The following is a 26,785-nucleotide window of genomic DNA, read 5'->3' on the forward strand; positions in this document are numbered from 1 at the left end:
TACCCTGATGGGTACTGGAAAATCGCGAGACGAACGATAACGTTTTTCATTTGCGGCTGCAATGCGGCCAGGAGTGCCTCAAGGTGGTCCCCGTTCGGGGCTGGCGCATTGACGCGAGCGCCTCGGAGCGGACAATTCCTCCCGCCCTCTCGAACAAGGATTCACCGTGGAACTGTTACGCGTCGTCTTTCGCCATTACCGCTGGCCGTTCATCGCCGTCATGCTGCTCAGCCTGGCGAGTGCCGGCCTGGGTATCGGGGTCATCGCCTTCATCAACCGGCAGCTGATCGAGGCGCACGGCGAGCCGCTGGTCGTGTTGCCGCAGTTCATCGGCCTGATCGTGCTGCTGCTGGGCATTACCCTCGGGGCGCAACTGGCATTGACCACCCTGGGGCACCATTTCGTCTATCGACTGCGCGGGCGGTTGATCAAGCGAATCCTCGACACGGATATCGAGCGCGTCGAGCAACTGGGTGGTGCCAACCTCATGGCCAGCCTCTCCAGCGACGTACGCCAGATCACCATTGCCTTCGTGCGCTTGCCCGAACTGGTGCAGGGCGTGATCCTGACGGTGGGGTCGGCCTTGTACCTGGCCTGGTTGTCACCCGGCATGCTGGCAGTCACGGCCGCCTGGGTGGCGATGACCGTGGTGGTCGGCTGGCTGCTGGTCTCGCGGGTCTATCGCCACCTCGGCCGAGTGCGCGAGACCGAGGATCGCCTCTACCAGGACTACGCCGCGGTGATCGAGGGTCGCAAGGAGCTCGCGCTCAATCGCGATCGTGCGCGGCGCTTGTTCGACGAGGTCTATACCCGCAATGCGCGTGAGTATCGCCACCACATCATCCGTTCCGACACCTTTCACCTGAGTGCGGTCAACTGGTCCAACATCATGATGCTGGGGGCCATCGGTCTGGCCTTCTTTCTGGCCAATGGGTTGGGCTGGGCCAATACCAATGTGGCGGCGACCTATTCGCTGACGTTGCTGTTCCTGCGTACGCCCCTGATCCAGGCGGTGGGCGCCTTGCCGACGCTGCTCGGTGCCCAGGTCGCCTTCGACAAGCTCGAGAGCCTGCAACTGGCCGATTACCGGGAAGCCTTCGCCAGCGGCGAGTCCATGGCGGGGTGGCAGACCCTGGAGTTGCGCGGTGTCACCTTCCGCTATGCCGACGGCGAGCAGGGCAGGGGATTCGAGGTCGGCCCCATCGACCTGACGCTGAAACGTGGTGAACAGGTGTTCTTGATCGGTGGCAACGGCAGCGGCAAGTCGACGCTGGCCCGCTTGCTGACCGGTCTCTATCGGCCGCATGACGGGGAGATCCTGCTCGATGGGCAGCCGCTGGAACCGAAGCGGTGGGAGGCTTATCGGGGCGGTTTCTCGGCGGTCTTCACCGATTTTCATCTCTTCGACCGCGTGATGGGGCCGGAAGGCGCTTCACCCGACCCTGCCCTGGTCGACGACTGGCTTGATCGGCTGGGCATGGACGAGAAGCTGCATTTCGACGGTGATCGCGTCGCTAACCCGCAGCTTTCCCAGGGGCAACGCAAGCGCCTGGCACTGCTGCTGGCCGTCGCCGAGCAACGTGACTTCCTGCTGCTGGACGAATGGGCCGCCGACCAGGACCCGCAGTTCCGGCGGACCTTCTATCAGGCCTTGCTGCCCCGGCTGCGCGAACTGGGCAAGACGGTGCTGGCCGTCAGCCACGATGATGCCTATTTCGCCCATGCGGACCGCCTGCTCGAGATGCGCGATGGCCGGCTTCGCGAGCTGGCCGGCCAGCAGCGGGAGCGGGCCAGCCGGGATGCGGTGGGCAGTCTGGATGGCGTCTGAACGGACGAGCCTGCCTTCGTCAGGCCCGGCATCGTCCGAGATGGGGCCGGGCATCATGGCGACGCTTGCATGGACCGATATCGGGCGCGAGCGGCCACGATGGCGTGGTGATGCGTATCCGCCCAGTCCACGAGCTGCTGCATCGGCTCGAGAAAGGAATGCCCCAGCGGCGTCAGGGAGTATTCCACCCGCGGAGGAACCTCGGGATAGAGCGTGCGCGTGATGAAGCCATCCTGCTCCAGTTGCTTGAGCGTGCGGGAGAGCATTTGCTTCGAGATATCGCCGATCTCGCGCATCAGGGCGTTGAAGCGCAGCTTGCCCGGGGCAAGCGCTTCCAGAATCAGCAGACTCCACTGATTGCCGATGCGGTCGAGCACATCGCGAATCGGGCAGGGTTGTTCGAGGATCACCTCGTCGCTGTCGGGGGGTGTCGCCATGATCTCTCCATGCATGAGGGTTCAATGGTCACATTGCCGTGACCGAGTCAGGTGACGATGACGTCTTGTGCCGTCACGGGAACTCCCATAAGTTTATCTCACGGTCTGCTTTATAGACCACGTACCGAGGATGAACTCAAGGAGGTGTCTCATGGCCAAGGTTGCACTTATCGGGGCGTCGGGTGATGCCGGTTCGCGCATTCTCGCCGAACTGTCCGATCGGGGACATCGGGTGACCGCCATTGCCCGCCATGTCGAGAGGATCGCCGTATTGTCCGGGGTGGCGCCGAAACAAGGCGATGCCAACGATCGCCAGGCATTGGGAGCATTGCTCGAGGGCCATGATGCGGTCATCAGTGCCGTGCCCTTTACGGCAAGCGATGTCAGGACGCTCGTGGGTGCCGTGCGTGACGCCGGCGTGGCACGCTACCTGGTGGTCGGCGGGGCTGGCAGCCTCGAGGTGGCGCCCGGCGAGAAGCTCATCGACCAGCCGGATTTCCCCGAGGCCTACAAGGCCGAAGCCCGTGCCGGTGGCGAGTTTCTGGACTTTCTGCGTGATGTCGATGATCTCGACTGGACGTTTCTGTCGCCGTCGGCCGAGTTCGTGCCCGGCGAGCGTACCGGAAGGTTTCGTCTGGGGCAGGATACGCTGCTGACCTTTGACGAGGGCTCTCGCATTTCCTTTGAAGACTATGCCCTTGCGCTGGTGGATGAGCTTGAGCAGCCCAGGCACGTGCGCCAACGTTTCACCGTTGGCTATTGATTGCCCCTCTCGTGAACGGAGTTCTCACATGTCGATATTGAAATCCCTGGCACATTCCGGGTGTGCTGCCAGCAGGTGACGTGTCTTGGGGATGCCATCCTCTAAAGGCCCAGGGGGGAAGAAGGCTCGGGCGTGGCATCCGACTCCATGGCCGGGTTGTTCAGCAAGGGCAATACGGCCTGCTCCCCCGGTTCGACCATGAGCAGGCTGATGCCCAGTAGCAGGATGAGCAGGCCACCGCCCAGGGCGGTCCAGCCGAGGCCTCGCTTGAGGCGGCCAACGTGCGATTGACGAGCCAGGCGGCGCTCTGCCCAGCCCCGCGCCACGACACTGGCCAGGGCCAGGGTGGAGACCGTCAAGGCGGTACCTGCCGCCATGGCCAGGGTCGCCAGTACGCCGACCCAGAAGTGCCCCAGTAGTGATGCGGCCCCCACCAGCAGAACGGCGCCGCTGCAGGGACGAATGCCGATGGAGACCACCGTGAGCAGGGCCGTGCGCCAATCGCTGGCTTGCGCCGGAGTGACGTGGTGGGCGCAGTCGCAACTCGCAGGGTGAGCGTGGTGTGGGTGGGCGTGATCGTCGTGGGGATGAGAGGCGTGGGAATGGTGCGGATGAGCAGGGCGCAGTTGTCGGATGGCTCGCCAGCACAGCCAGGCGCCCAGCAGGGTGATCGTCAGGTAGCTGGCGCGCTCGACCCAGATCACCGAACCGATGGCCTGACGTGTCAGCCAACCGAGGCCGTGAACCAGCACCGTCACCAGGGTGATCGCGACCACGGCCTGCAGCAGGGCGGCGGCACAGGAAAGGGTGAGGGCGCGTCGCAGGTCGCCACCCTGGGTGAGCAGGTAGGTGCCGAGCACGGCCTTGCCGTGGCCGGGGCCGGCGGCATGGAACACGCCGTAACCGAAGCTGAGAGCGAGCAGGATGCTCCAGGTGTGTGCCGAGGGCGCGCCGGAAAGCTCGCTGATCGCCAGGGTCAAGGCGCGGTGCAGATCGCGCTGCCAGGTGATCAGTTGCAGGCCGATGGCCTGGCCATGTTCCTTCAGCGACCAGAGGAACAGCAGCACCGCCAGCAAGGCGGCGATGCCCAGCCATCGGGAGAGGCGTGGTGACCTATCGAGGGTGTTGGACATCGGGGCTTTTCCGGTTCGAGGCGGTACAGTAGGTGTCCTGGCAGGTTACCATCATGGAGTGCATCGAATTTCCCCCGTTTCGGCGAAGAACCGGCCCAGGCCCTCCGGCGCTTCGTCGGTGCGGTCCAGGCGAGCGGCCATGGCGACCTGCTCCGGGTCCGGGTCAGCGGCGATGATGCGGGTCGTGCAATCACCGCCGACGACGATCAAGGCATCGTCTCGTGGTGTCTGGTCGTCGTTGATCTCGTGCACCATCTCGATGTAGTAGCTCGGGTCATAGATCCGGTAGCGAAGTGCCGAATCACCCAGGGGCAGGGGATGGGCCAGGGGCAGCTTGAACAGGAATTCCACTCGGTCATTACGGGCCATGGTGGTGTATTCCTCGACCTCATCGACGGCGACCGGTTCACCGTCGTGTCGTATCTCGGTGAAGTAGCCCTTGGGGGCCAGGTTGTTGCGGATCTCGGATCCCAACTGGTCGAGGCGGGCTTCCATGGGAGCATCCCCTTCGGCGCCTTTCAGTTCCTCTATCAGCATCAGGCTGTAGAAGGGATCGAGCCGCCAGCGCTGGCGGAGCGCCTCGACGCGTCCCTGGTCATCGAGAACTACCTTCACGCTGATGTCGGCCCACACATGCGGGTGCGCCATGCCCGTCAAGGGCAGCAGAAACAGGACCATCCCTAGTCCCAGGCGCCAGAGTCCGGCGCCTGGCATGGTGCATCGTGTCGACATGTGGCATCCCCGAAAAGGAAACTAGCGTAGCAAGGAATGAGGTCGCAGCTCCATGGACATCGCCGGATTGCGACAGGAACGGGTCGACACCGCCTTGTACGGCGTGGAAAGGGCGCTGAAGGCGGACTGGTCATAATTGTTAATCTAGGTGACAACAATTATCATCCACGTTTGTGTGCCGGCGTCGTCGTTTCCGGCACCGTGTCATTCATTCGCTCTCATTCCCATCGCCGAGGCTTGCCGATGCCACATTCACACTTCCTCGCCCCGTCCCGTTCGCCGATGGCTCTGGCCGTTCGGCGCGCATTGGGCCTGTCGTTGTCCGGTGCGCTGCTGGGTGCGCCGCTGGTTGCCCTGGCCCAGGACGAGGTCGTCGAATCCGATACCGTCGTGGTGGTCGGTACCGCCCTCAAGGTGGCCGCGCCACTGGTCGAGACGCCGCGTCCGGTATCGACCGTCCAGCGTGAGGAACTCGAAGAGCGCAATGTCCAGAGCCTCGACGAGACCTTCCGCTATCGTGCCGGTGTGCTGGCGGGGCATTACGGTGCTGACAACGATACTGACTGGTTCAAGGTGCGGGGGTTCGATCAGTCGACCTATCAGGATGGCTTGCGCATCTATCGGACGGGCTACTATCAGTGGCTACCCGAGCCCTATGGCCTGGAAAGCGTCGATGTGTTCAAGGGGCCTTCGTCGATTCTCTATGGCGAGGCACCGGCTGGCGGCCTGATCAACGCCGTCAGCAAGCGCCCGACGAGCGAGCCGCGAGGCGAGGTCAACCTTCAGGTCGGCAATCGGCAGCATCGTCAGCTCGGTGTCGATACCTCGGGGCCCCTGACCGAGAGCGGTGACGTCCGCTACCGCATGGTCGGCATGGTCAAGGAGCGCGATGGCGATCTCGATCACACCGAGAACGAACGCTACTACTTTGCGCCCAGCCTCGAGGTGGATTTCAGCGAAGATACCAGCGTGACCTTCCTGGCGAGCATCCAGAAGGACGATGCGATACCGACCAACCCGTTCAAGCTGACCTACGGTACGGTCGAGGACACGCCCTTCGGCAAGGTCGATCCGCAGACCAGCTATGGCGAGCCGGATTACGATACCAATGAACGCACCCAGGCTTCCCTGGGCTACGAGCTTCGCCACCAGCTCAATGACACCTGGCGCTTCGAGCAGAACCTGCGCTACAGCCATCTGGACATGGATCTGCGAAGTACCTATATCTCTGCTCGTCAGCCCGGGTCCGATCGGTTGGCCACTCGTGGGCTGGTCTATCGGGATGGCGAGATCGATAGCTGGACGATGGACAACCGGTTGATCGGCAAGTGGTACACCGATCGCACCGAGAATACTCTGATGATCGGCCTCGGCTATCAGGATCTCGGCCTCGAGGGCCAGGAGGCTGATCTCTTTACCTTTGGCGACCCCATCGACATCTTCGATCCCCAGTACGGCAACTACACGCCGGTGACCGAGGATCAACTGATCGAGCGCGAGATCGACAAGCAGCAGACCGGCCTGTATCTGCAGGATCAACTGCGTATCGACGACCGTTGGGTGTTGCTCGGCAGCGTGCGTTATGACCAGGCGGAGACCGATAACGTCAACCGTACCACCGGCACCACGCAACGCGCCGACGACGATCAGGTGTCTTGGTCCGGCGGGGTCATGTACCTCGGTGACCATGGCATCAATCCCTACCTGAGCTACACTGAATCCTTCGAGCCGCAGGCCAGCGTCGATGACGATGGACGCCTCTACGAGCCCCTCGAAGGCGAGCAGTGGGAAGCCGGCGTCAAGGTCGCGCCGCCGGGATGGGATGGCTATGTCACCGCGGCGGTCTTCGATCTCGAGCAGCGCAATAGCCTGGTCACGACCGGGGGCGGACGCCAGGAACAGGTGGGCAAGCAGACATCACAGGGCCTCGAGCTGGAAGGCGTCGGCTACCTGACGGACCAATTGCAGCTCACCGCCGCCTATACCTATACCGATGCCGAGCGAGAGGGTGGCGAGCGCAAGAGCCTGATTCCGCGTCATCAGGCCTCGACCTGGCTGGACTACGCCTTCCAGGAAGGCGCCCTGCAGGGGCTCAAGCTTGGCGGCGGCGTGCGTTATATCGGCGAGAGTACCTACAACGACATCACGGTGTCGGATGTCACCCTGGTCGATGCCATGGCCAGCTACGACTTCGCCGAGAACTGGCGGGCCCAGCTCAACGTCAACAACCTGACCGACAAGGAGTATGTGGCCAGCTGCGACTACTGGTGCTACTACGGAGAATCGCGCAGTGTTATCGGTAGCTTGAGCTACCAGTGGTAGGGGAAAAGACAAGGAAGAGCTAAGCAATAAGAGCGAAGAAAGAAGAGGGCCCGAGGCGCTGGAAGGCACCTCGGGCCATTTGATTTTTCCCGGCCTCTCTTGCCACGATGCTGCTCGTTGCTCGCTTTCCGCCGCTTCTTCCCTCTTCCTCCTTCCGACTTATAACTTTCTCAACCCCCACATGAAGTAGGCGCCGCCCAGCAGGGAGGCGACGATGCCGGCGGGAATTTCCTGCGGGAACAGCAGCTGACGGCCCACCCAGTCGGCCAGCACCATCAGCAGGGCGCCGACCAGGGCCGCGCCCAACAGGTGCATGCTCGCCCGCGAGAAGCCCAGCAGGCGGGCCAGGTGGGGGGCGAGCAGGCCGACGAAGGAGAGCGGGCCGACTACCAGGGTGGCGGAGGCCGTGAGCAGGGCCACCAGCAGCAACAGCAGCAGGCGCGAACGTTTCAGGCCGATGCCGAGTGCCCGGGATGTGGAAGCCCCCAGCGGCAGGATATCCAGCCAGCGGGCGAGCGGGCCGGTCAGCAGGCCGAGCGCCAGGGCCAGCGCGACGACGATCAGGGCGCTGGTCAGGTCGACATAGTAGGTGGACCCCGAGAGCCAGGCGATGACCTGTTGGCCGCGCGGGTCGCCGCCGGCCAGCACGATGGCGCGCACGGCATCGAAGGCGGCGGTGATCGCCACCCCGGTCAACAGCAGGCGCTCGGGCAGCAGGCCGCTGCGGCCATTGAAGATGATCAGAATCGCCAGGCTGGCCATGGCCCCCAGGGTACCGACGCCGACCAGCGTCAGATTGTTCGGCGAGGGCAGCAGGAAGATGGCCAGGATCAGGGCGATGGCGCTGCCACCGCTGATGCCCAGTACCTCGGGGCTGGCCATGGGATTGGCGGTGACGCGCTGAATCAGGGTGCCGGCAAGGGCCAGCATCACGCCGCAACCGGCCGAGGCGAGGACCCGCGGCAGCCGCCATTGCAGGACATCCCAGTTGCCGGGCGAGAGCCAGGACCAGCCGCCGGCGGTTTGCCCGGCGAGCAGTGCGGCCACGGTCACGATCGCCAGGGCCAGGACCAGGCCAGCTGCCAGGCGGCCGGGGGCAGGATGCCGGCCGGCCGGTGCGGTGGCCGAACCTGGTGGCTGATCGCCGCGTAGGCGCAGACGAGGAATCAGCCAGATCAGCAGTGGCGCACCCAGGGCGGCGGTGACGGCGCCGGTCGGAATCAGGCCTGATACCTGGCCGGTGAAACGTTGGAGCAGTTGATCGGTGGTGGCCAGCAGGAGGGCGCCGAGCAGCGTCGACCAGACCAGACGCTGACCGAGGCGGCGGGCGCCGGCCAGGCGCACGATGTTCGGCGCGGCCAGGCCGATGAAGCCAATGACGCCGACCACGCTGACCACGCAGCCGGTGAGAAAGACGGCCAGGCCCAGGCCGGCCAGCCGCAAGGCGCGCAGCGAGACACCGAGGCTCCGGGCGCTGGCGTCGTCGAGCTCGAGCACCGCCAAGGGGCGCAGCAGCAGCCAGGCCACCAGGGCACCGACGAGCAGGCGAGGGGCGAGAAAGGTCACGCCGCCCCAGTCGTTCTGGGCCAGCGAGCCGGCTCCCCAGATCAGCAGTCCCTTCAGTTCCTCCTGGTGGAAGAGCAACAGCACGATGCCCAGTGCCCCCAGGTAAAGATTGACCACCAGACCGCCGAGCACCACGATCACCGGCGCCAGGCCGCGTCGCCAGGCCAGCGAGAACACCAGCGCCATGGACAAGCCCCCGCCGAGCAGCGCGACCCATTCGCGTCCCCAGCCCAGCAGTCCGGGGGCCAACAGGGTGGCGACCATAAGGGCCAGGTTGGCACCGCTGGCCACCCCCAGGGTGGTGGGCGCCGCCAGGGGATTGCGCAGTACCTGCTGCATCAAGACGCCTGCCAGGGCCAGGCCGCCGCCGGCCAGCAGCGACATGACCAGCCGCGGCCACCAGCTGAAGTGCAGGACCAGAGCATCCATCGTGAGGTTGGCGTCGCCGAACAGGGCCTGAAGGCCGGTGGCGAGCCCCGTTTCGGCGTTCAGGCTCGTCGCGGCCAGTGCCACGAGTGCCAGGCAGAGCAAGACGCAGGCGAGGCCTGGGGTCAGGCGAAACGATGCCCTAGCGAGCATGGGGAGCCTCCAGCGCAGCGGTGAGTTGCTCAGCAAAACGCTGTGCCGAGGGCAGGGCGCCGAAACTCCAGACCGGCGGCAGCACCAAGGGCTTGCCCCGGCTTTCCTGTACCAATCCTTGCCAGAGCCCGCTGCGGTCGAGCGTCTCACGGACCCCGGCGGGGTACGGCTCGACCACCACCAGGCGAGCATCCAGATTCGCCAGCGCCTCGATGCCGACCAACGAGAAGCCCCAGGCGTTGGTCTCGCCGGGCCAGGCATTGTCGAGGCCGAGGCGTTCCAGTACCGCCTGGTAAAGCCCATTGTCGCCGAAGACGCGGACGTGACGCGCATCCATGAACTGGATCACCAACAGCGGCGGGACCTGCTCGGGCAGCCGGTCACGCAGCTCGGCGATGCGAGTCTCGGTGGACGCGATCAACCGTTCGCCGGCCTGTGACCGATCGACCTGGTCGGCGACGCTGCGTGTCAGCTCGCGCATTTCCTGCCAGGTGTCGCGCCCGGGGGTATAGAGCGTGAAGTTCTTGACCGGGGCGATGCGTGACAGGCGTGGCCTCAGATTGGCGAACATCGGCGAGATCAGGATCTGGTCGGGATCGAGATCCGCGAGCAACTCGAGATTGGGCTGGGTGCGCAGACCGAGGTCGGCCACCGTGTCGGGCAAGTGCGGCTCGCCGACCCAGTCGTGGTAGGCATCGACCTGGGCGACTGCCATGGGCGGCGTACCGAGTGCCTGTAAGGTCTCGGCGAGGGTCCAGTCGAGTGTCGCGATGCGGGGCGAGGCGGCGAGGGCAGTCGGCGCGACGATGAGACAGCCGAGAAGCAGCGAGACGGCCAGCCCACGCAGGGTGGCGCGACGGTACGCGGTGGAGCGGAGGACGGGACCGAAACTCAGGAGCATGACGTCATGGATTGGGGTCAATGAACGACGGCGATGGGATGTTCTCCACCGGGATGGGACATGACACGCATGGGAATGCCGTAGATGGCCTCGAGGGTAGCATCGTCCATCATCTCCCCGGGGCTGCCCTGGGCGAGGATTCGACCGCTGTGCAGGGCCACCAGGTGATCGCAGTAGCGCGCCGCCATGTTGACGTCATGCAGCACGATGATCACGCCCAGGCCGAGTTCACGACACAACTGGCGCACCAGTGCCAGAACCTCGACCTGGTGGGCGATGTCGAGGGCCGCCAGGGGCTCGTCGAGCAAGAGGAAGCGGCTGCCCTGGGCCAGTAGCATGGCCAGCCAGACGCGCTGGCGTTCGCCGCCGGAGAGGGTATCGACGAGCCGGTCGGCAAAAGGCTGGGTGTGGGTGAGCGCGATGGCCCGCTCGACCTGCTTCTGGTCCTCGCGGGTATGGCGCCCGAGCAGGCCGTGCCAGGGGTAGCGGCCGAAGCCGATCAGCTCGCGACCGGTCAGGTTCTCCGCGCTGGGCAGGTGCTGGGGCAGGTAGGCGACCTGACGGGCGAACTCGCGGTGGCCCCAGCGGGCCAGGGGGCGATCGTCGAAGCGCACCTCGCCGTGACTGGCGGGTTGCTGTTGGGCCAGTAGCTTGAGCAGTGTCGATTTTCCGGAGCCGTTATGACCGATCAGGCCATAGACCCGTCCCTCGTCGAAGCTGAGGTCGGTGGGATGCAACAGTCGGCTGCCGTTGACCTCGAAGGTCGCGGCCTTGACTTCGAACATGATGGACTCCACATCTCTTGGGGAGCGTGAGAGCGTTATCGACGGCCTCGCGCCCGGCTAGACTAAAGCAGATAAGAATGGTTATCAATATTCGCCCAATAGGGGCGATGAAGAAAATCTATGGAAAATTGATAATCATTTTGCGTTAGTGTCTAGGGTCCTGATTTGCCATACTCTTGTATGCGACGAGTCGCGGTCCCGCGACCATTCATCAACGAGGAGGATGCTTCATCATGCCGCATTCACTGCCCGAGATTGCGTACCAGTACGATGCCCTGGAACCCCATATCGATGCTCAGACCATGGAGATCCACCACACGCGGCACCATCAGACTTATGTGAACAATCTGAATGCCGCGCTCGAGGGTACCGGACTCGAGGAAGTGCCGGTGGACGAGCTGGTCGCCAATCTCGATCGCGTGCCCGACGACAAGCGTCAGGCCGTGATCAACAACGGCGGCGGCCACTCCAACCACTCCATGTTCTGGCAGATGATGTCGCCGCAGGGCGGCGGTCAGCCGAAAGGCAAGGTAGCCGAGGCCATCGACAGCGAGCTGGGCGGCTTCGACGCCTTCAAGGATGCCTTCACCAAGGCGGCCCTGGGTCGCTTCGGCAGCGGCTGGGCCTGGCTCAGTGTCGACCCGCAAGGCAAGCTGGTGGTCGAGAACACCCTGAACCAGGATAGCCCGCTGATGCACGGCAACACCCCGGTGCTGGGCCTGGATGTGTGGGAGCACGCTTACTATCTGAAGTATCAGAACAAGCGTCCCGATTACATCGCGGCCTTCTTCAACGTGGTTGACTGGGACGAAGTCGAGCGTCGCTACCAGGCTGCCACTGCCTGAGGCAACGCCTGATCGCGCCCCACATGCGGCGCGGTGCTACCAGATTCGCCAGGGTCGGTTCTTCGCCGGCCCTGGCGTTTTTCGTTTGTCTGCGTGTCGAGGTGTCCCGTGCGCTCAAGGAGGACCATGCATGTCGAGTCGAAGTAGTTTCCAGGCCCTGGGCCGCCTGTTGCGTTATGCCCGAGGGCATCGACGACACATCATTGCCGCCACGGTCTGTTCGATCATCAACAAATTGTTCGATATCGCCCCGGAGATTCTCATCGGGGTGGCCATCGATGTGGTGGTCAACCAGGAGGACAGCTTCGTCGCTGGGCTAGGGTTCACCACGGCCCGCGAGCAGATCCTGGTGCTCGGCGTGCTGACCTTCCTGATCTGGGCCGGCGAGTCGCTGTTCGAGTACCTCTACCAGATCCTGTGGCGCAACCTGGCTCAGCGTTTGCAGGCCGAGCTGCGTCAGGATGCCTACGAACACGCGCAACGCCTCGACATGAGCTTCTTCGAGTCGCAGAGCTCGGGGCGCCTGGTGGCGATCATGAATGACGACGTCAACCAGCTCGAGCGCTTCCTCGACGGTGGCGCCAATTCCATGATCCAGGTCGGAGTCACCGTGGTGGCGGTGGGAGCGGTGTTCTTCGTGCTCTCGCCTCTGATCGCGCTGCTGGCCTTTACCCCCATTCCGCTGATCATCTGGGGGGCCTTCTTCTTCCAGCGCAAGGCCGGGCCGCTGTACGCGGAAGTCCGCGAGCGCGTCGGCGAACTGGCTAGCCGGCTGTCCAACAACCTGGCGGGCATCGCGACGATCAAGAGCTTCACCGCCGAGGCGCGCGAGGCCGAGCGCCTGCGTCAGACCAGCGAGGCCTATGTGGAAGCCAACCGCCGAGCGATCCGCATCAGCTCGGCGTTCATTCCGGTGATTCGCATGGCGATCCTCACCGGCTTTCTGGCGACCTTCACGGTGGGCGGCATGATGGCCCTGCGTGGTGACCTCAATGTCGGCGCCTATGGCGTGCTGGTGTTCCTGACCCAGCGATTGCTGTGGCCGCTGACCGGGCTGGCCCAGGTGATCGATCTGTTCGAACTGGCCATGGCCAGCACTCGGCGTATCCTCGATCTACTGGCCACGCCGATCCAGGTGCATGACGCCGGCGGTTCCGAACTGGCGCGTCCGGTGCATGGCGCGGTGCGTTTCGAAGGCGTGGGGTTTCGTTACGCCGAATCCGGCGCCGGGGTCGAGGATGTCGATCTCGAGGTGCCTTCCGGCCACACCCTGGCCCTGGTGGGTGCTACGGGGTCGGGCAAGTCGACACTGATCAAGCTGCTGCTGCGCTTCCAGGATCCGGCAGAGGGGCGGGTGCTGATCGATGACCAGCCGATCGAGACGCTCACCCTGTCCTCGTTGCGCGAGGCCATCGGCCTGGTCAGCCAGGATGTCTATCTCTTCGAGGGCACGGTGCGCGACAACATCGCCTACGGTCGCCCCGAGGCCGATGAGAATGAGGTGATCGAGGCGGCTCGCACTGCCGAGGCCTGGGGCTTCATCCAGACGCTGCCGCAAGGGCTCGACACGCCGGTCGGCGAGCGTGGCGTACGGCTTTCCGGCGGCCAGCGCCAGCGGCTGTCGCTGGCTCGGGCCTTGCTCAAGGATCCGCCGATCCTGGTGCTGGACGAGGCGACCAGCGCCGTGGACAACGAGACCGAGGCGGCCATCCAGCGCTCGCTGGCGCGGATCGGCCATGGCCGCACGGTGATCATGATCGCCCACCGGCTCTCGACCATCGTGCATGCCGACGAGATCGCGGTCGTCGAGGCCGGGCGCGTCGTCGAACGTGGGCGTCACGATGAGCTGCTGTCGCGACAAGGTCGATATGCGGCCCAATGGCGCGTGCAGACTGGCGAGATCGCCGCGGCAGACGCCACCTTTTAGTTGCCCTATGCGCCCACGAGGCCTTGGTGCAGCGCGGCCGAGCGGCAAAGTGCGATGAACCAAAAAAACCGGCGGCCCTCGGCCGCCGGTGTTCGTCTAGGAGATCGGTCTTGATCAGAAATCGTAGCTGACAGTGGCCTTTACGCTGCGCTCGGCACCGAAGTAGCAGTAGTTGAGGTCGTAGCAGGAGGCGACGTACTCCTTGTCGAGCAGGTTGCTGACGTTGAGCCGTGCCGAGACACCTTCCAGGCCTACCCGGGAGAGGTCATAGCCGAGGGTGGCATCGACCAGGGTGTAGTCGGGGACCTTCTCGGTATTCTCCTCATCGGCATAGATGTCGGCGTGGTAGCGTACCCCCAGTCCGGCATCCAGGCCCGCCAGGGTGCCGCGGTCGAAGGCGTAGTTGGCCCAGACGTTGGCCTGGTGGCGCGGTACCTGGTTGGCGGTGTTGCCCTGGGTGTCGTCTTCGGTCTTCGCGTAGGTTACGTCGGTGTAGCTGTAGCCGGCCTGCAGACGCAGGTTGTCGGTCAACTGGGTGTGGGCCTCGAGCTCGACGCCCTGGGATTCGATCTCGCCCACTGCGCGATAAAAGCTTTCGTTGGGGTCCTTGGTCGCGACGTTCTCCTGGGAGATATGGAACAGCGCGATACTGTAGCGGTCCCGGGTGCCCTCCGGCTGGAATTTCAGGCCGGTTTCGACCTGTTCCCCCTCGGTGGGGGCCAGCAGGTCGCCATTCTCGTCGGTATAGGCATTGGGCGAGAAGGAAGTTGAGTAGCTGAGGTAGGGTGAGACGCCATTGTCGAACGCATAGAGCAGGCCGGCACGGCCGCTGAGCTGGGTGTCGTCCAGTTCGCTGGTGGTGCCGGTGCCTTCATTGGTGTTCTCGATGTCGACCCAGTCGTGACGCAGGCCCAGTGCCATGTGCCAGTTGCCGACGGCTATCTGATCCTGCAGGTAGACGCCGGTCTGGTTGAGATCTCGCTGCTGGTCGTCGGTCTGGTAGATGGAGACGTCACTGCCGTACTGCGGGTCGGTGACGTCGAGGGGATCGGTGGTGCCGTAGTCCCAGCGTACGTCATTCTCGCGCTGCTGATAGTCGGCACCGAACAGCAGAGTGTGTTCGACAGCGCCGGTCTGCAGGTTGGCCTGCAACTGGTTGTCGATGGTCCAGGCCTCGAGATCTTCCTGGCCACCGGAGTAGTAACGGATGAGGTCGGTGTCGTTGGCCCAGCCATAGGCGTAGACCTGGTCCATGGTGACGTCCGCGTTCAGGTAGCGGGCGTTCTGTCGGAAGGTCAGGGCGTCGCTGAAGCGGTGTTCCAGTGCATAACCGAACATCCGTTGTTCGCGTTCGAAGTTCTCGAAGTCTTCCTCGCCTTCGAAGAAGGTATTGGAGAGTCGACGCCCAGCGTGATCCTCGATGGTGCCCGCAAAGGGCAGGCCTGAGTGGTAGCCGCCTTCGGGGTCTTTCTGCAGATAGGCGTACAGCGTCAGGCTGGTGTCATCGGTGGCGTCCCAGGTGAGTGAGGGCGCCAGGGTGTAACGTTCTTCTTCTACCGGGCCGAACTGGGTATCGGCGCTGCGCGCCAGGCCGGTCAGGCGATAGGCCAGGCGGCGCTCGTCGTCCAGAGGACCGGTGAGATCGAAGGCGGCGTTCTTTTGTGCATTGTTGCCGGCGCCAAGACGGATCTGGCCTGATTGCTCGAACTCGGGACGCTTGCTGGTGAGCGCCACCAGGCCGCCAGGGGAGGCGCGGCCATAGAGCACCGAGGCAGGCCCCTTGACCACTTCGATGCTCTCGAGAAAGTAAGGATCGATAGCCATCGAGCTGAAGGAGCCTGCATCGCCCATCACCTTGAGGCCATCGAGAAAGGTGTTGTTGATGCTGCCATCCGAGAAGCCGCGCATCACGATATAGTCGTAGCGATTGGACGCGCCGATCTGGTTGGTGAAGACGCCGGGCGTATAGTTGGCGGCGCGCTGGACCGTCTCGGCGCCTCGCTCTTCCCACTCGTCGTTCTCGATGATGGAGATGGCCTGGGGCGTCTCGCTGAAGGGGGTTTCGGTCTTGGTCGCCGCCGTACCGGTGACGGTCACGGTGCCGAGCTGCTCGGTCTGCTGGGCCTGGACAGCCAGTGAGCTACCGGAGGCCGCCAGGGCGACGGCGAGCGCCAGGGGAGTGGGTCGGAACATGCAGGTATCCTGTCGGGTTGTGCTGTTATCGGGCCAAGAAGCTTTGGGAAGCACTGAATAAATGCCTGCGCATGCAAATCGCTGCGTTGCGCGTACTCGAAAGCTCGCCTAACGAGGTGTTATGTCTCGCTTTCTGTGCTCCGTGCGCCTTGCGCTTCACTATGCTCGGTGATGTGTTCAGCGCCTCCTTTGTGTAATGAGAATTATTGCTTTTAATGGGGCGTCGTACGTATGGGGAACGCTCACATGCCTATGCGCAACGCTCAAGAAGCGTCGGCGAGGGAACTCGGCGAGACGCCGTAATGGCGCCGAAAGGCGGTGGCAAAGTTGCTGGCGTGGCGATAGCCGCAGAAGTGGGCGGCCTGCTGCACGCTGAAGCCGCGCGCCAGATAGTCCCTGGCCAGGGCAAGGCGGTATTCGCGTAGATCCTCGAAGACGCTTTTGCCGAAGGCGGCGCTGTACTTGCGCCTCAGGCTGGCCGGACTCATGGCGGCGAGCTCGGCCAGGGCATCGAGCCGATGCTCGCGGGCGGGGTCGGCTCGCAGGGCTTCGCGAACCCGTTCAAGACGTTGTTGTTCGCCCGGCGTGGGGAGGGTGACCGCTCCTCGGCGAGCCTCGGGCAGGCCATGGGCCAGCAATTGCAGGCTCAGCCCCTCGAACTGCAGGCGTCGGGCGGCGCCTTCCAGTGGTGTGGTGATGGCTTCCTCGAGGGCGCTGCGCAGCGTTCCCGGCAGTCGCCAGGCGCGCATGCGTGATGTCTGGCAGGGCATCGGCTCGCCGGCCATGGTGGTCAGCCGAGACTCATCGAGCCCCAGGGTCAGGGCGCGGATGTGTTGTCCGGCGGGTTGCACGGCGTTCAGGCCATGGCGGTCGTCGAGCTGAACGCTGAGTGCCATGCCGGAGCGCAACGTCAGATGGTCGCCTCCCAGGCTGACATCGGCCGCTCCTTCCAGCATGACGATGATCGATAAGGGGGCCGGCGCCCGGGAACGGGAGTCGTAGCGCTCCAGTACCTCGACGTCGGAGGCCACCAGTTGCATGCCCGGGCCGGGGGAGAGTTCCTGCACGCGTCCACGCACCACGGTACGTGGCCGAGCTCCAAGGTCTGGGAAGTGATAGTCGATGCCGTAGCGCTGTCCATAAGCTCTGAGGTCTCGCGAGGTATGGGCCTGGACACGCTGGCGATCAGAGGCGAGGCCTGTCATGTCGCCTCCGTCTGATGACGACGGCGCTCCCGGCACTCCAGCGGGCAGTTCTCGCAATAGCCCAGTTCGTCGATCAGGTAGCGGATGCAGCACAAGCGACGCACTCGCTTGGGGGAGGCCTCGCTTGCTTCGACATAACGCACCGGCTGGTACAGCGGGTTGCGACGTCCGTCAGCCAGGGTGCGGGATGCCATCAGGTGATGGGCCGGTTCGGCCATGGCCGAGGAGGCCATGGGATGCATCGGCAGGACGCTGACGAAATACTCGAAGTAGTTGCCGACATTGCTCCAGAACACCTTGGGGGAGGCCCCGGCATAGGCTGCCAGGCCTTCGATCAAGGGTGTCAGGTGATCATCGATCAGGGTGGTGAAGCGAGCCGTGCCTTCCAGCTCGGCCAAGGGGCGACCTTCGTCCTTGAGGCACAATCCGGCGACATGGCCTTCCGGGGCCAGAACCAGGCGCAGATCGTCCAGTGCTAGGGGAAGGTCGCGCTCCAGGATCAGATTGGCGGCCAGGCTCGTGGCGGCCAGGCTGGCGAAGTGCCACTTGGTCCATATCGAGACCAGGGCGCGGCGATCACCCCCGGGGTAGTGAGCATTGAAATCGGCCATCAGCGCCTCGAGGCGCGCCGGGTCTAGCAACTCGCTGGCCGCGACGGTATCTGGCGCGGTGCGAGTCGAGACGCGCGGCGGCATCAACTGTGCCATGGGGCCGATATACAGCGATGACAGCGCGAAGGACATGGGCCACCGTCGAAGAGGAACGTGTCGGGATAGTAAAATAAATAGGAATCGTTATCAAAACTGCTGGTCAGATGGACGATCCAAATCACGATGCCGCAGCGCCGTGAGATCCGGCGAGAACGGGGACGACACGCACGTCCCCGCCGCTCACCGCCCGGGCGCTCAGTAGCTCATTGACCAACCGAGCGTATAGGTCCGCCCGCGTCCCTGATAGTCGTAGAGGTACTCCGGGCCATAGTAAGGCGAGTAGAACATCGCCGCGCGCTGACCCCAGACGGTGGAGTACTGTTCGTCGAGCAGGTTGGAGACGCCGAGGCTGAGCTCGCCTACCGGCAGGCGCTGGCTCAAGGACAGATCCAGGGTAGTGTAGCCATCGATCTCGCGGTCGTCGGCATCTTCCAGGTCGAAGGCATGGCTGGCCTGCAGGCGTGCGGAACGCTCGCCATTCGGATCATGCCAGCCGACATAGGCCGTGGCGGAGGAGAGCGAGGCATAGCGGGCGTCGCGCTTTTCCCAGTCGCCAGCCTCGTTCTTCTGCTCGGAACGGACCGTGTGCAAGGTGCTGCCGACCTCGAAGCCGTTGTCGAAATAACGGGTCACCGAGCCCTCGAAGCCGTAGTCGCGCTTCTTCTGCTCGACCACGCTGACGCTGAGGTCCTCGGCATTCTCCACGGCCTTGTCGGACCAGGCGTAGTAGAGCGCCGCCTGAGTCATCCAGTCGGTACCGCGATAACGCCAGCCGATCTCGACCTGATCGGTCTTGATGGCGGAGAGCGGGTTTTCGGCCACGCTCACCTCGGCGCTCTTGCCGTAGTACTTGGCCGGGTCGGGCAGCTCGAAGCCCTGGCTGAATTGCAGCCAGTTCTGGTGGCCGTTGCCGTAGTCGTAGAGCGCGCCGGCGTTGATCAGGGTGGCGTCATAATCGTTCTCACCACCGGGGATGCCCTGGAAGTCCTCGACCTCGACATCCATGTGCTGCTGGCGCACGCCGGCGGAAAGTTGCAGCCCCTCGGTGACCTGCCATTCGCTCTGGGCGAAGGCGGAGAGGCCATCGACCTGGTAACTCGGATAGCGCGCTGCGGTCCCGGCATCCTGCTGTACCAGACCGCCACTGGCATCGGAGGCCGACTTGTCGAATGACATCTGGTTGGCATCGAAGGACTCGCGGTCGAGGTCCAGCCCATAGGTCAGCGTCAGGCTGTCGGTCAGGTTGGCATCGAACAGTGCCTTGAGCCCGGAGAGATCGGTGTTCTGCTTGGAGGCCTTGAACTGGTAGCCGCCTTCGACCGGATAGGGGAAGGCCTGAAAACTGGCTTCTTCCTCACGATGATAAGCCTGCAGGTAGAAGTCCTGGCCGAGGAGGTCGCCGTGATGATACTGCAGGTTGACCATCTTGCGGTCGGTGGCCGGGTCGCGGTCGGAGTCATAGCCGTCGCGGATCTCGGCATCGTCGAGGTTCGGCGTGGTGGCTCCCAAGTTGGGGAAGTAGACGCCACGATCCCCCTCGTAACCGGATTCGTAGATCTGTGCCGCAAGTTGCAGGGTCTGCTGTTCGGCAAGGCGGATGTCGAGATTGCCCATGACATCGATGCTGCGATTGTCCTGTAGATCGGTCTGGGCGATGTCGGGGAAGATTTCCTGACCATTGGCGTCGTAGTGGCGGCCATCGTCCTCGTAGGCGGCGGCGATGCGACCCTTGACGTTCTCGGTGCCACCGCTGATCGACTGGGCAAGGCGATAGCTCAGGTCGTCAGCGTCGTTGAACCCGGAGGTCACGCTGGTCTTGGTGGCCAGGTGGAAGCCTTCGCGTTCCCCTTTCTTGGTGATGATGTTGATCAAGCCACCGGTTGCCCCGCCGCCGTACAGGCTGCTGGCGCCGGAAAGCACCTCGACGCGCTCGATATTGAAGGGATCGATGGAATCGAACTGTCGCGAGATGCCGCGTGAGCTGTTCAGCGAGACGCCGTCGATCAGCACTTGGGCGGTGCGGCCGCGCATGTTCTGGCCGTAGTTGGTGCGCCCTTGGGGCGCCAGGTCCAACCCGGGTACCAGCTTGCCGAGTGCGGTCTTGAGATCGGCGCCGGCGCGGATCTGGTCTTGCAGTTCCTGCTGGCCGATCACCCAGACCGCACCGGGTATCTGGCTGATTTCGGTAGGTGTGCGAGAACCGACCACGACCATGGTGTCTTGTTCGGTGGTGTCTTGGGCGAGTGCCAGGCCGGGCAGGGTACCGACCAGTGCCGTGAGCCCGGCTGTCAAGCGAATGGGTTGCATGTCGTGCCTTGTAAATTGTGTTGAGCAGAACGGAACGGAATGTTTCGGGACGGGCGGCATTATAGTGAACAAATATGACATTGATAAGCATTATCAACGGAGACAAGGGAACTCGTCGTGCACTTGGTCTTCATCGGGGCCTGAGGGTCGGACTGAGCCCCAGCAGGCGATGAGACGGTGCATGCAAAGGGATTGGGGCAGGCGGACTTCGGGGCGTGACCTTAATCGGCGTGTACGGAATTGCAGGGACATGAGCTGGATCATGTCGATTCGCCTGCCTGCGGTGGCATGAGGAATCGCCACTGGTCTCGGCCGGCGGCTTTCGATATCATACGCAGCCGCTGATACGGGCCTATAGCTCAGTTGGTTAGAGCAGGGGACTCATAATCCCTTGGTCGCTGGTTCGAGTCCAGCTGGGCCCACCATGAAAATCAGTTGCTTAAGAATTCTCTTTGGTGAGTCCCATAGTCCAAGGGTACAGTGCCGATCCTTCAGCCCCCTGGAGACTCTCATGGCCACCATCGTCAAGACCCCCGCCGGTAGCTGGAAGACCGTCATCCGCAAGACCGGCTGGCCCACCACCGCCAAGACCTTCCGCACCAAGCGAGACGCCCAGGATTGGGCACGCCGCACCGAAGATGAAATGGTGCGTGGCGTCTATATCCAGCGCAGCGCCTCGGAGCGCATGACGCTCGAAGCCGCCCTCAAGCGCTACCTCGCGGACGTTACCCCTACCAAGAAGCCCAGCACCCAAAAGAGCGAACGCCACAAGGCCAACACGCTGATTGAGCACCTGGGCAAGTACTCCCTCGCGGCCCTGACGCCGGAACTGATCGCCAACTACCGCGACACGCGGCTTAACAGCATTGGCCATCGGGGCCAACCGATCAGCGCCAATACCGTGCGCCTGGAGCTCGCCCTGCTCGGCCATCTCTACACCGTGGCCATCCAGGAATGGGGCCTCGGCCTGACCTACAACCCGGTCCAGAACATTCGCAAGCCCAGCCCCGGGGAGGGGCGTGACCGGCGCCTGAGCCCCGACGAGGAGAAGCGCCTGTTCGCCGTGCTCCGGCAGCACAGCAACCCCATGCTGGCCTGGATCGCCAGAATCGCCCTGGAGACGGGCATGCGCTCCTCGGAGATCCTGAACCTCACTCGCTCCCAGGTCGACGTAAAACGCCGCGTGGTGCGCCTTACCGACACCAAGAACAACGAAGCCCGCCTGGTACCGCTGACCCAGGCGGCCACCGAGGTATTCAAGCAGGCGCTGCACAACCCCGTGCGACCGTTCGACTGCGACCTGGTGTTCTTCGGGGAGCCTGGTCGAGACGGCAAGCGTGGTCCCTATGCCTATACCAAGCTCTGGAATGGGGCGAAGAAGCAGGCCGGGCTTAATGACTTCCGCTTTCATGACTTAAGACATGAAGCTGTCAGTCGATTAGTAGAAGCAGGGCTGTCTGACCAAGAGGTAGCGGCAATCAGTGGTCACAAGTCCATGCAGATGCTGAGGCGATATACACATTTGAGGGCGGAAGATTTAGTAGTGAAATTAGATCGCCTAACCAATAAATAGTGAGTGGTTTTAAGAATCATGATGTTTTGTAATAATTATTTTGAGTGTGGGGTTGGATTTGTTTTTCATCGTAAGGTGGGAAGAAAATGAATGAAAGTGGTTTTTATCTTGTTTCGTTTGAAATTTCAGGAGTGGAAGTTCCTTTGTTTGGTGCGAATCGGGCTGCGAAAGGTCCTAAAGCGTCAATCATAATTGGACCAAATGGGTCAGGAAAGAGTAGAGTTCTTTCATTGTTAGTTGATGAGTTTGAAAGCTTGTCGAGACTTTTGGAGAATGAAAAAAACAGCCAGCATTCAGAGTTGAAAATTCTGGAGCATAGGGTAGGTTCTGTTCTTCAGAATGAAATTGATTTTGGTTCAGTAGGCCGAGAGATTGATTCTAAGATTGAGTATTTCATGGATGGAGATCTTTGGGGAGTTGTGCGCTCTGGAAGAGATTTGTGGGTGACAAAAAATAATAAAAAAATGATAGTTTCGCAGCTGCCCATACCCGACAAACTGCTTGCTGTTGCGCACTTGCCGGTAGATCGCTTTCGTTTTTCGCTAAACGATAGTGATGATTTTTATAGTTACTTGGGGCTTCGTCAGTCTTCGAACATGACGACGACCGGCGCGTTAGAAAAAAAGGTAATCTTGAGCCTTCTTCGTCTGGTCGAGAAAGGAAAGGGAGCCAAGCTTCTAAGAACTTGGCTTCCTGAGCTTGGGCTTGATCAGCCTGTTGTTGTCGAAATAGACGTCTTTTCAAAGCATTTTTATGGAATAAGTTCTTACGATGAGTTTGTTGGTTTAATAGAAGAGCGCGTTGCAGGGGTTCGAGGTCGTGCACGGGGTTTAAACGAGGATTCTGCTGAAGAAATCAGAGAGAAGATAAAAAGATTTTGGCCTCTGTGGGCTGAGTTTCTTCCATTAATAAATCAAGCAGCCCTACGTGATAGTAAAAAGTCTACCATCATTGAACTTGAGGTGGGTGTGAATGGAATTGATGGGTTTGAAAAGTATGCGCACATAGATGAATTTATTGATTTAGGTAGGCGTTTGCGAGTTTTTCGTCGATACGACTTGTTTTTGTATAAAAAAAACAAGAAAGTAAAGTTCACTGACCTGAGCTCAGGCGAGCAGCAAGTGATTGGGACTATAACTAGATTGCTTGAAAATCTCGGGACAACATCTTTAGTTGTCATCGATGAGCCAGAAGTTAGTCTCCATCCCGCATGGCAAAAACTATACGTTCCTAGGCTTTTGGAGACGTTAGAGGATTACCCTAATTCTCATGTTGTTATTGCAACCCATTCTCATTTTTTAGTTTCCGACGTTTCACCAGATAAAGGGTCATTAACTGTGGCTAGTGGAGGAGATGCTCCTGAATTCAGTACTTTCGACGGCGAAGTATATGGAAGGTCTGCTGAGAACATTCTATACCGTGTTTTCGGAATCGGGGCAGTTGGTAATTTCTACGTAGAGAGAGATTTGTCGAAGGCGCTTAAGATGTTGTCGGGAGTAGAAGATGTGTGCCACGATGAATTAGTAAGCATTCATCAACGCCTTTTGTTGGTAGATGGACAAGATAATGAGCCATTAAAAGAGATAGTTGATGAAATTGGCGCTTACTTGGAAGGAGCGCGAAGTGATTGATTTAAATAAATCTGCATCTATTGACGCTAGTTTAGAAAAATCTCTTGATGATATTGTCCCAGATCAACGGGCAACTGCATGGGGCGGAAATAATAAAAATGTAAAAAAATTTAAAAAAGTCGTAATGGAGCATGGGTTAATTGAGCAAGGTGGCCGATGTGTGTGGTGCACACTTGGTGTAGGCGTGCATTCTCGCCGAACTCCTCATCGGGACCACATTGCTCCTAAAGCACTATATTCCCAATGGACATTTGAAGTGTGCAATATTGCCATTTCATGCGAATATTGCAATGGGTTTGCAGTTAAGAGTGATCTAGATACAGTTTGTAACACTTCGCGAGATTATAGAGAAGTGGAGTGGCTTATAGTGCACCCATACTTCGATAATACGAATGAGCATATAAGATTTTGTGGCGAGGCGGAGAGTGGTGAAGTTGTAATAAAATCGCTTACGGAACGAGGTAAGTGGACAATAGAGAAGCTCAAGCTTGATGATCCTGGGCTTACAGTGGAGAGGGCGAAAGAAAAAATTTTCGAAGGAGTACTAGCAAAGCTTCCAGATGATAGAAAGGAACAGCTGTTGCAAGCTTTAGGTCGCAGGTAGATACGTTATGGACGATAGCCAATTTTATATTTTCTATTTGCTGTTGTAGCTAGATATGAGAAGAGACGACTAAGGGGGCTCTGCAATTTTCGAATTATAGTATTCGTCACGAGGATATCAGTCGGCCCATCGTGATAAAGTAAGTGTTATTCTGGATTAAGTGTGTGAGAGGGCTGTATGCCAAAGGAAATGTATATTTTTTTTGGGGCTGTTATTGGTGCGGTTGCCGCATACATAACGACAAAAATAACAGTTAGAAATCAGGTAAGGATTGCTGAGATTACTGCCCAAAAGGATGTTGCTCTTCAATCAGATAGATTGCTGCATGAGCGTGTTATGGCAGAAGTGGCCATTGAGAGAGAAGAGTTAAGAAAAATGCATGCGATATTGTCAAGAGTTTCGCTAGAGACATCTCTAACTATGAGTTATATACAGTCTGATAACAATATGAAACTCCATGAGTTTCGGGAGAGATATGTAGAGAGCTGTCATCGGCTTCATGAGGCTAAAGCCATTTCAGATATTTATTATCCTGAGATGAGTGATTCTGTCTGCAAGATTTATGGGCAAGCTAATGTTTTCTGGGGGCACCAAGAGAGCGTTTTGCGAACTGATGTTAAAGATGAAAGAGGCGTATGGGAAGCTAGTTTGTCCAAAGTGATTAAAACGGGAGATGAAATATCAAGCTATTCTCGCGTTCTTCAAGAAAAGATAGCTACTCGTGGAAAAGAGCTGAAGAATGCGGTGGGGGAAAAAATTGATTAACAGTTGGCTGAGGCTAAGGAAAGCGTGAAGTGACCTGGTGTTCTTCGGTGAACCTAGCGGAGACGGTAAGCGCGGCCTCTATGCCTACACCAAGCTCTGGAACCAGGCGAAGAAGCAGGCCGGACTAGATGACTTCCGCTCCCATAATCTGCGCCATGAGGCTGTCAGTCGGCTGGTAGAGGCTGGACTGTCTGATCAGAAAGTAGCGGCGATCAGGGGTCACAAATCAATGCAGATGCTGAGGAGATATACACAACTGCGGGCGGCAGATCTAGTCGCGAAGCTAGACCGAATTCAAAGTCAATAGCCAAACTTCTTGACCATTGTTTGTTGAGCGGATGCCGGTGCTTTGTCACCGGTGGTAAAAGGAGTGTTGAGCCCCCTGCCAAAAGGAGGATTTCTTTCAGAAATAATAAGAATAATAATGCTATTATTATTCTTATTATTGCTCCGCTTGAGCTCATTGTCTTCGCGTCTGTGCAATTTGTTAAATTTTGTTATTTATTTAAGTAGCTGTAATTCCTAGTATTTTTAGTGCGCCTTTTCTTCAAGATAATACACTTTGATAATCAACATCTAGTGCATTGATTGCTATGCAAGAGGCGCGCGCTTGAGCTTTGGCTTTGCTTGGTTAGCATTGATTACGTCGATGTGTGATTGATGGAGTGCTAGCCATGAAAGTCGAAGACTATCTTATTGATCGGTTCGGCCTACTGATGAGCATAACAGACCTGGCGGATCTTCTTGGTCGTTCGCCCGATGGTGTGCGAGTTTCTCTTTATTCAGATACTGAGGTCTCTCGAAAGCTGAAGCCGACGATGGTGAAGGTAGGGCGTCGTGTCTATTTCCGGACGCTCCAAGTCAAAGACGCTCTGGATTTGGAGCCTTCTGAATATGGCGCGTGTTAGTCCCTCGGTAGTACAGAAGATCCTGGGTAGGGTAGTTGCTTATCATGCCGCATTCACGCTCCTTCCCGGCGTTTCAGTTCCTGGTGCAGTTTTTCTCAGCCAAGCATTTTACTGGACGCGTAACACCAAGGCGGAGGAAAGAGGCGGGTGGTTTTATAAGAATCAGCGTGGCAGAGATAGCTGGGAGTCAGAAACAGGGCTTTCTCCAAAGCAGCAGGCTAATGCTAGGAAATCGCTAGTGGAAATTGGCGTATTGGAAGAGGAAAGGAGAGATGTACCTGCAAAAATGTGGTATCGGGTGAACTGCGAGCGCTTGCTTGAGCTTCTGGCGGAGCAATTCGACGACGACCCTTCTGGAAGTGATTGTAATTCCCAGTTTTTCCCTTTGGTCGATTCTACTATCCCTTCTGGCCAATCTGGTGATCAGGATGGTCAAACCTTGATTCGACCAAAGGGCAAATCTATTACAGAGAATACAACACAGAGTACATCAAGAAATAAAAGCGAAGCGGCCAAGGCCAAGAGTTATCTTGGGTCCGAATCAAAATTAACTCGGGCGGAGATGGCTGAGTTATTGGGCCAGCAAAGAGCAGACCTCATAGCCAGAAATTACGGCAGCGACAAGGTTGGAGCTCCTGCAGTAGAAGAAATGCGCAGAACCCTCCGCACATAAAACTCAAGCGGCGCGGAACGGGGGTGATGGCCCCGACCGCACCTAACCACGACTGCCTGCATAGGAGGCATCCATGGCTAACAAACAGGGTATCACACCCGCCTACACCGACAGTGGCCTGTCGCGGCTGTACCGGTCACACGCGGTCGAACAGCATGCCATCCAGAGCGAGATTCGAGCTCTGGTGATCATCGCCGACTACGCAAGCGATTTTCTGACCGAGGAGTTGGAAATCCTTCCCGAGGATTTCTTCACCTGCATCGAGGAGATGAAAGAGGTGATGGAGTCCATCGACCTGAAAAGCCTGGATTTTGAAAAACGGTCGCTCACGCTCCAGAGGACGAGACGGCGTCTGGAGGCCAAAGCGACCCGTCAGGATCGTCAAAAGGAGGTTTGAT

23 protein-coding genes and 1 tRNA gene are annotated in these 26,785 nt (G+C 60.2%); 14 read left to right on the plus strand and 10 right to left on the minus strand.

The genetic code is table 11. The annotated features are described in order from the left end of the window. Window positions 1-166 precede the first annotated feature (166 nt). Window positions 167-1,828: a multidrug ABC transporter permease/ATP-binding protein gene (locus HSDC_RS00240; protein ID WP_064697928.1), complete on the plus strand. Its 1,662-nt coding sequence runs from the start codon at window positions 167-169 to the stop codon at window positions 1,826-1,828. A 53-nt stretch (window positions 1,829-1,881) separates the two neighbouring features. Here the strand turns inward: HSDC_RS00240 and HSDC_RS00245 are convergent, their stop codons facing one another. Then, the gene (locus HSDC_RS00245; RefSeq protein ID WP_064698599.1) at window positions 1,882-2,265 is read right to left on the minus strand and encodes a winged helix-turn-helix transcriptional regulator; all 384 of its coding nucleotides are present in this window, start codon (window positions 2,263-2,265) and stop codon (window positions 1,882-1,884) included. A 151-nt stretch (window positions 2,266-2,416) separates the two neighbouring features. On the opposite strand from HSDC_RS00245, the gene HSDC_RS00250 reads away from it, so the two are divergent. After that, the gene (locus tag HSDC_RS00250; protein WP_064697929.1) at window positions 2,417-3,028 is read left to right on the plus strand and encodes an NAD(P)-dependent oxidoreductase; all 612 of its coding nucleotides are present in this window, start codon (window positions 2,417-2,419) and stop codon (window positions 3,026-3,028) included. Between the two features lie 101 nt (window positions 3,029-3,129). Here the strand turns inward: HSDC_RS00250 and HSDC_RS00255 are convergent, their stop codons facing one another. Then, complete coding sequence (locus tag HSDC_RS00255; protein WP_064697930.1) at window positions 3,130-4,161, minus strand: nickel/cobalt transporter; 1,032 nt, start codon at window positions 4,159-4,161, stop codon at window positions 3,130-3,132. A gap of 51 nt (window positions 4,162-4,212) precedes the next feature. Then, window positions 4,213-4,893 (minus strand): DUF1007 family protein, encoded by a 681-nt coding sequence (locus HSDC_RS00260; RefSeq protein WP_244534389.1) that lies wholly within the window; start codon window positions 4,891-4,893, stop codon window positions 4,213-4,215. Window positions 4,894-5,136: 243 nt separating this feature from the next. Between HSDC_RS00260 and HSDC_RS00265 the strand changes: the two genes are divergently transcribed. Further along, on the plus strand, window positions 5,137-7,215 hold the full coding sequence (locus HSDC_RS00265; protein WP_064697932.1) for a TonB-dependent siderophore receptor: 2,079 nt from the start codon (window positions 5,137-5,139) through the stop codon (window positions 7,213-7,215). A 159-nt stretch (window positions 7,216-7,374) separates the two neighbouring features. Here the strand turns inward: HSDC_RS00265 and fhuB are convergent, their stop codons facing one another. From fhuB to HSDC_RS00280, 3 genes are read right to left on the minus strand one after another with little or no spacing between them, the layout of a single operon-like run. After that, on the minus strand, window positions 7,375-9,360 hold the full coding sequence (fhuB, locus tag HSDC_RS00270) for a Fe(3+)-hydroxamate ABC transporter permease FhuB (RefSeq protein ID WP_064697933.1): 1,986 nt from the start codon (window positions 9,358-9,360) through the stop codon (window positions 7,375-7,377). After that, window positions 9,350-10,261 (minus strand): ABC transporter substrate-binding protein, encoded by a 912-nt coding sequence (locus HSDC_RS00275; RefSeq protein WP_064697934.1) that lies wholly within the window; start codon window positions 10,259-10,261, stop codon window positions 9,350-9,352. The genes fhuB and HSDC_RS00275 overlap by 11 nt, the downstream gene beginning before the upstream one ends. A gap of 17 nt (window positions 10,262-10,278) precedes the next feature. After that, window positions 10,279-11,046 carry an ATP-binding cassette domain-containing protein gene (locus tag HSDC_RS00280; protein ID WP_064697935.1) on the minus strand — a complete coding sequence of 256 codons (768 nt, stop codon included), beginning with the start codon at window positions 11,044-11,046 and terminating at the stop codon, window positions 10,279-10,281. A 233-nt stretch (window positions 11,047-11,279) separates the two neighbouring features. Here HSDC_RS00280 and HSDC_RS00285 point away from each other — a divergent pair, with 233 nt between their 5' ends. Continuing rightward, a complete protein-coding gene (locus HSDC_RS00285; protein ID WP_064697936.1) occupies window positions 11,280-11,891 on the plus strand; it encodes a superoxide dismutase in 612 nt (203 codons plus the stop codon). Window positions 11,892-12,021: 130 nt separating this feature from the next. Continuing rightward, window positions 12,022-13,818, plus strand: coding sequence for an ABC transporter ATP-binding protein (locus tag HSDC_RS00290; protein WP_064697937.1), 1,797 nt, complete (start codon window positions 12,022-12,024; stop codon window positions 13,816-13,818). A gap of 114 nt (window positions 13,819-13,932) precedes the next feature. On the opposite strand, the gene HSDC_RS00295 is transcribed toward HSDC_RS00290, so the two are convergent. From HSDC_RS00295 to HSDC_RS00310, 4 genes are all read right to left on the minus strand, one after another. Further along, entirely contained in the window at window positions 13,933-16,011 is a 2,079-nt protein-coding gene (locus tag HSDC_RS00295; protein ID WP_064697938.1) for a TonB-dependent siderophore receptor, read from the minus strand. Window positions 16,012-16,274: 263 nt separating this feature from the next. Continuing rightward, entirely contained in the window at window positions 16,275-17,216 is a 942-nt protein-coding gene (locus HSDC_RS00300) for an AraC family transcriptional regulator (protein WP_082919892.1), read from the minus strand. After that, window positions 17,213-17,959 carry a siderophore-iron reductase FhuF gene (gene fhuF / locus HSDC_RS00305; RefSeq protein WP_064697939.1) on the minus strand — a complete coding sequence of 249 codons (747 nt, stop codon included), beginning with the start codon at window positions 17,957-17,959 and terminating at the stop codon, window positions 17,213-17,215. Before fhuF ends, HSDC_RS00300 begins: the two co-directional genes overlap by 4 nt. 162 nt (window positions 17,960-18,121) lie before the next feature. Beyond that, complete coding sequence (locus HSDC_RS00310; RefSeq protein ID WP_064697940.1) at window positions 18,122-20,233, minus strand: TonB-dependent receptor; 2,112 nt, start codon at window positions 20,231-20,233, stop codon at window positions 18,122-18,124. A 348-nt stretch (window positions 20,234-20,581) separates the two neighbouring features. Here HSDC_RS00310 and HSDC_RS00315 point away from each other — a divergent pair. The 9 genes from HSDC_RS00315 to HSDC_RS00335 all read left to right on the plus strand — a co-directional run bounded on the left by HSDC_RS00315 (window position 20,582) and on the right by HSDC_RS00335 (window position 26,784). Further along, window positions 20,582-20,658 (plus strand) — tRNA-Ile (locus HSDC_RS00315). 86 nt (window positions 20,659-20,744) lie between these two features. Then, window positions 20,745-21,806: a tyrosine-type recombinase/integrase gene (locus HSDC_RS00320; protein WP_064697941.1), complete on the plus strand. Its 1,062-nt coding sequence runs from the start codon at window positions 20,745-20,747 to the stop codon at window positions 21,804-21,806. An 86-nt stretch (window positions 21,807-21,892) separates the two neighbouring features. After that, window positions 21,893-23,437, plus strand: a complete 1,545-nt coding sequence (locus HSDC_RS16285) for an AAA family ATPase (protein WP_082919894.1) — start codon at window positions 21,893-21,895, stop codon at window positions 23,435-23,437. Beyond that, entirely contained in the window at window positions 23,397-24,041 is a 645-nt protein-coding gene (locus HSDC_RS16585; protein ID WP_137055139.1) for an HNH endonuclease family protein, read from the plus strand. Before HSDC_RS16285 ends, HSDC_RS16585 begins: the two co-directional genes overlap by 41 nt. Window positions 24,042-24,218: 177 nt before the next feature. Further along, on the plus strand, window positions 24,219-24,806 hold the full coding sequence (locus HSDC_RS16290) for a hypothetical protein (protein WP_073292015.1): 588 nt from the start codon (window positions 24,219-24,221) through the stop codon (window positions 24,804-24,806). A gap of 37 nt (window positions 24,807-24,843) precedes the next feature. Further along, window positions 24,844-25,113, plus strand: a complete 270-nt coding sequence (locus tag HSDC_RS00325) for a tyrosine-type recombinase/integrase (protein ID WP_064697942.1) — start codon at window positions 24,844-24,846, stop codon at window positions 25,111-25,113. A 367-nt stretch (window positions 25,114-25,480) separates the two neighbouring features. Then, window positions 25,481-25,714, plus strand: a complete 234-nt coding sequence (locus HSDC_RS00330) for a hypothetical protein (protein ID WP_064697943.1) — start codon at window positions 25,481-25,483, stop codon at window positions 25,712-25,714. Further along, entirely contained in the window at window positions 25,701-26,387 is a 687-nt protein-coding gene (locus HSDC_RS16590; protein ID WP_137055142.1) for a hypothetical protein, read from the plus strand. Before HSDC_RS00330 ends, HSDC_RS16590 begins: the two co-directional genes overlap by 14 nt. 73 nt (window positions 26,388-26,460) lie before the next feature. After that, window positions 26,461-26,784 (plus strand): hypothetical protein, encoded by a 324-nt coding sequence (locus HSDC_RS00335; RefSeq protein ID WP_064697944.1) that lies wholly within the window; start codon window positions 26,461-26,463, stop codon window positions 26,782-26,784. Window position 26,785 lies beyond the last annotated feature (1 nt).

Source organism: Halomonas caseinilytica, assembly GCF_001662285.1.
Taxonomy (GTDB): Bacteria; Pseudomonadota; Gammaproteobacteria; order Pseudomonadales; family Halomonadaceae; genus Halomonas; species Halomonas caseinilytica.

Excerpts from the sequence above, each read along its gene's own strand:
- HSDC_RS00245 (WP_064698599.1), bottom strand. The coding sequence starts at position 2,265 with ATGGCGACACCCCCCGACAGCGACGAGGTGATCCTCGAACAACCCTGC.
- HSDC_RS00250 (WP_064697929.1), top strand. The coding sequence starts at position 2,417 with ATGGCCAAGGTTGCACTTATCGGGGCGTCGGGTGATGCCGGTTCGCGC.
- HSDC_RS00255 (WP_064697930.1), bottom strand. The coding sequence starts at position 4,161 with ATGTCCAACACCCTCGATAGGTCACCACGCCTCTCCCGATGGCTGGGC.
- HSDC_RS00260 (WP_244534389.1), bottom strand. The coding sequence starts at position 4,893 with ATGTCGACACGATGCACCATGCCAGGCGCCGGACTCTGGCGCCTGGGA.
- HSDC_RS00265 (WP_064697932.1), top strand. The coding sequence starts at position 5,137 with ATGCCACATTCACACTTCCTCGCCCCGTCCCGTTCGCCGATGGCTCTG.
- fhuB (WP_064697933.1), bottom strand. The coding sequence starts at position 9,360 with ATGCTCGCTAGGGCATCGTTTCGCCTGACCCCAGGCCTCGCCTGCGTC.
- HSDC_RS00275 (WP_064697934.1), bottom strand. The coding sequence starts at position 10,261 with ATGCTCCTGAGTTTCGGTCCCGTCCTCCGCTCCACCGCGTACCGTCGC.
- HSDC_RS00280 (WP_064697935.1), bottom strand. The coding sequence starts at position 11,046 with ATGTTCGAAGTCAAGGCCGCGACCTTCGAGGTCAACGGCAGCCGACTG.
- HSDC_RS00285 (WP_064697936.1), top strand. The coding sequence starts at position 11,280 with ATGCCGCATTCACTGCCCGAGATTGCGTACCAGTACGATGCCCTGGAA.
- HSDC_RS00290 (WP_064697937.1), top strand. The coding sequence starts at position 12,022 with ATGTCGAGTCGAAGTAGTTTCCAGGCCCTGGGCCGCCTGTTGCGTTAT.
- HSDC_RS00295 (WP_064697938.1), bottom strand. The coding sequence starts at position 16,011 with ATGTTCCGACCCACTCCCCTGGCGCTCGCCGTCGCCCTGGCGGCCTCC.
- HSDC_RS00300 (WP_082919892.1), bottom strand. The coding sequence starts at position 17,216 with ATGACAGGCCTCGCCTCTGATCGCCAGCGTGTCCAGGCCCATACCTCG.
- fhuF (WP_064697939.1), bottom strand. The coding sequence starts at position 17,959 with ATGTCCTTCGCGCTGTCATCGCTGTATATCGGCCCCATGGCACAGTTG.
- HSDC_RS00310 (WP_064697940.1), bottom strand. The coding sequence starts at position 20,233 with ATGCAACCCATTCGCTTGACAGCCGGGCTCACGGCACTGGTCGGTACC.
- HSDC_RS00320 (WP_064697941.1), top strand. The coding sequence starts at position 20,745 with ATGGCCACCATCGTCAAGACCCCCGCCGGTAGCTGGAAGACCGTCATC.
- HSDC_RS16285 (WP_082919894.1), top strand. The coding sequence starts at position 21,893 with ATGAATGAAAGTGGTTTTTATCTTGTTTCGTTTGAAATTTCAGGAGTG.
- HSDC_RS16585 (WP_137055139.1), top strand. The coding sequence starts at position 23,397 with ATGAAATTGGCGCTTACTTGGAAGGAGCGCGAAGTGATTGATTTAAAT.
- HSDC_RS16290 (WP_073292015.1), top strand. The coding sequence starts at position 24,219 with ATGCCAAAGGAAATGTATATTTTTTTTGGGGCTGTTATTGGTGCGGTT.
- HSDC_RS00330 (WP_064697943.1), top strand. The coding sequence starts at position 25,481 with ATGAAAGTCGAAGACTATCTTATTGATCGGTTCGGCCTACTGATGAGC.
- HSDC_RS16590 (WP_137055142.1), top strand. The coding sequence starts at position 25,701 with ATGGCGCGTGTTAGTCCCTCGGTAGTACAGAAGATCCTGGGTAGGGTA.
- HSDC_RS00335 (WP_064697944.1), top strand. The coding sequence starts at position 26,461 with ATGGCTAACAAACAGGGTATCACACCCGCCTACACCGACAGTGGCCTG.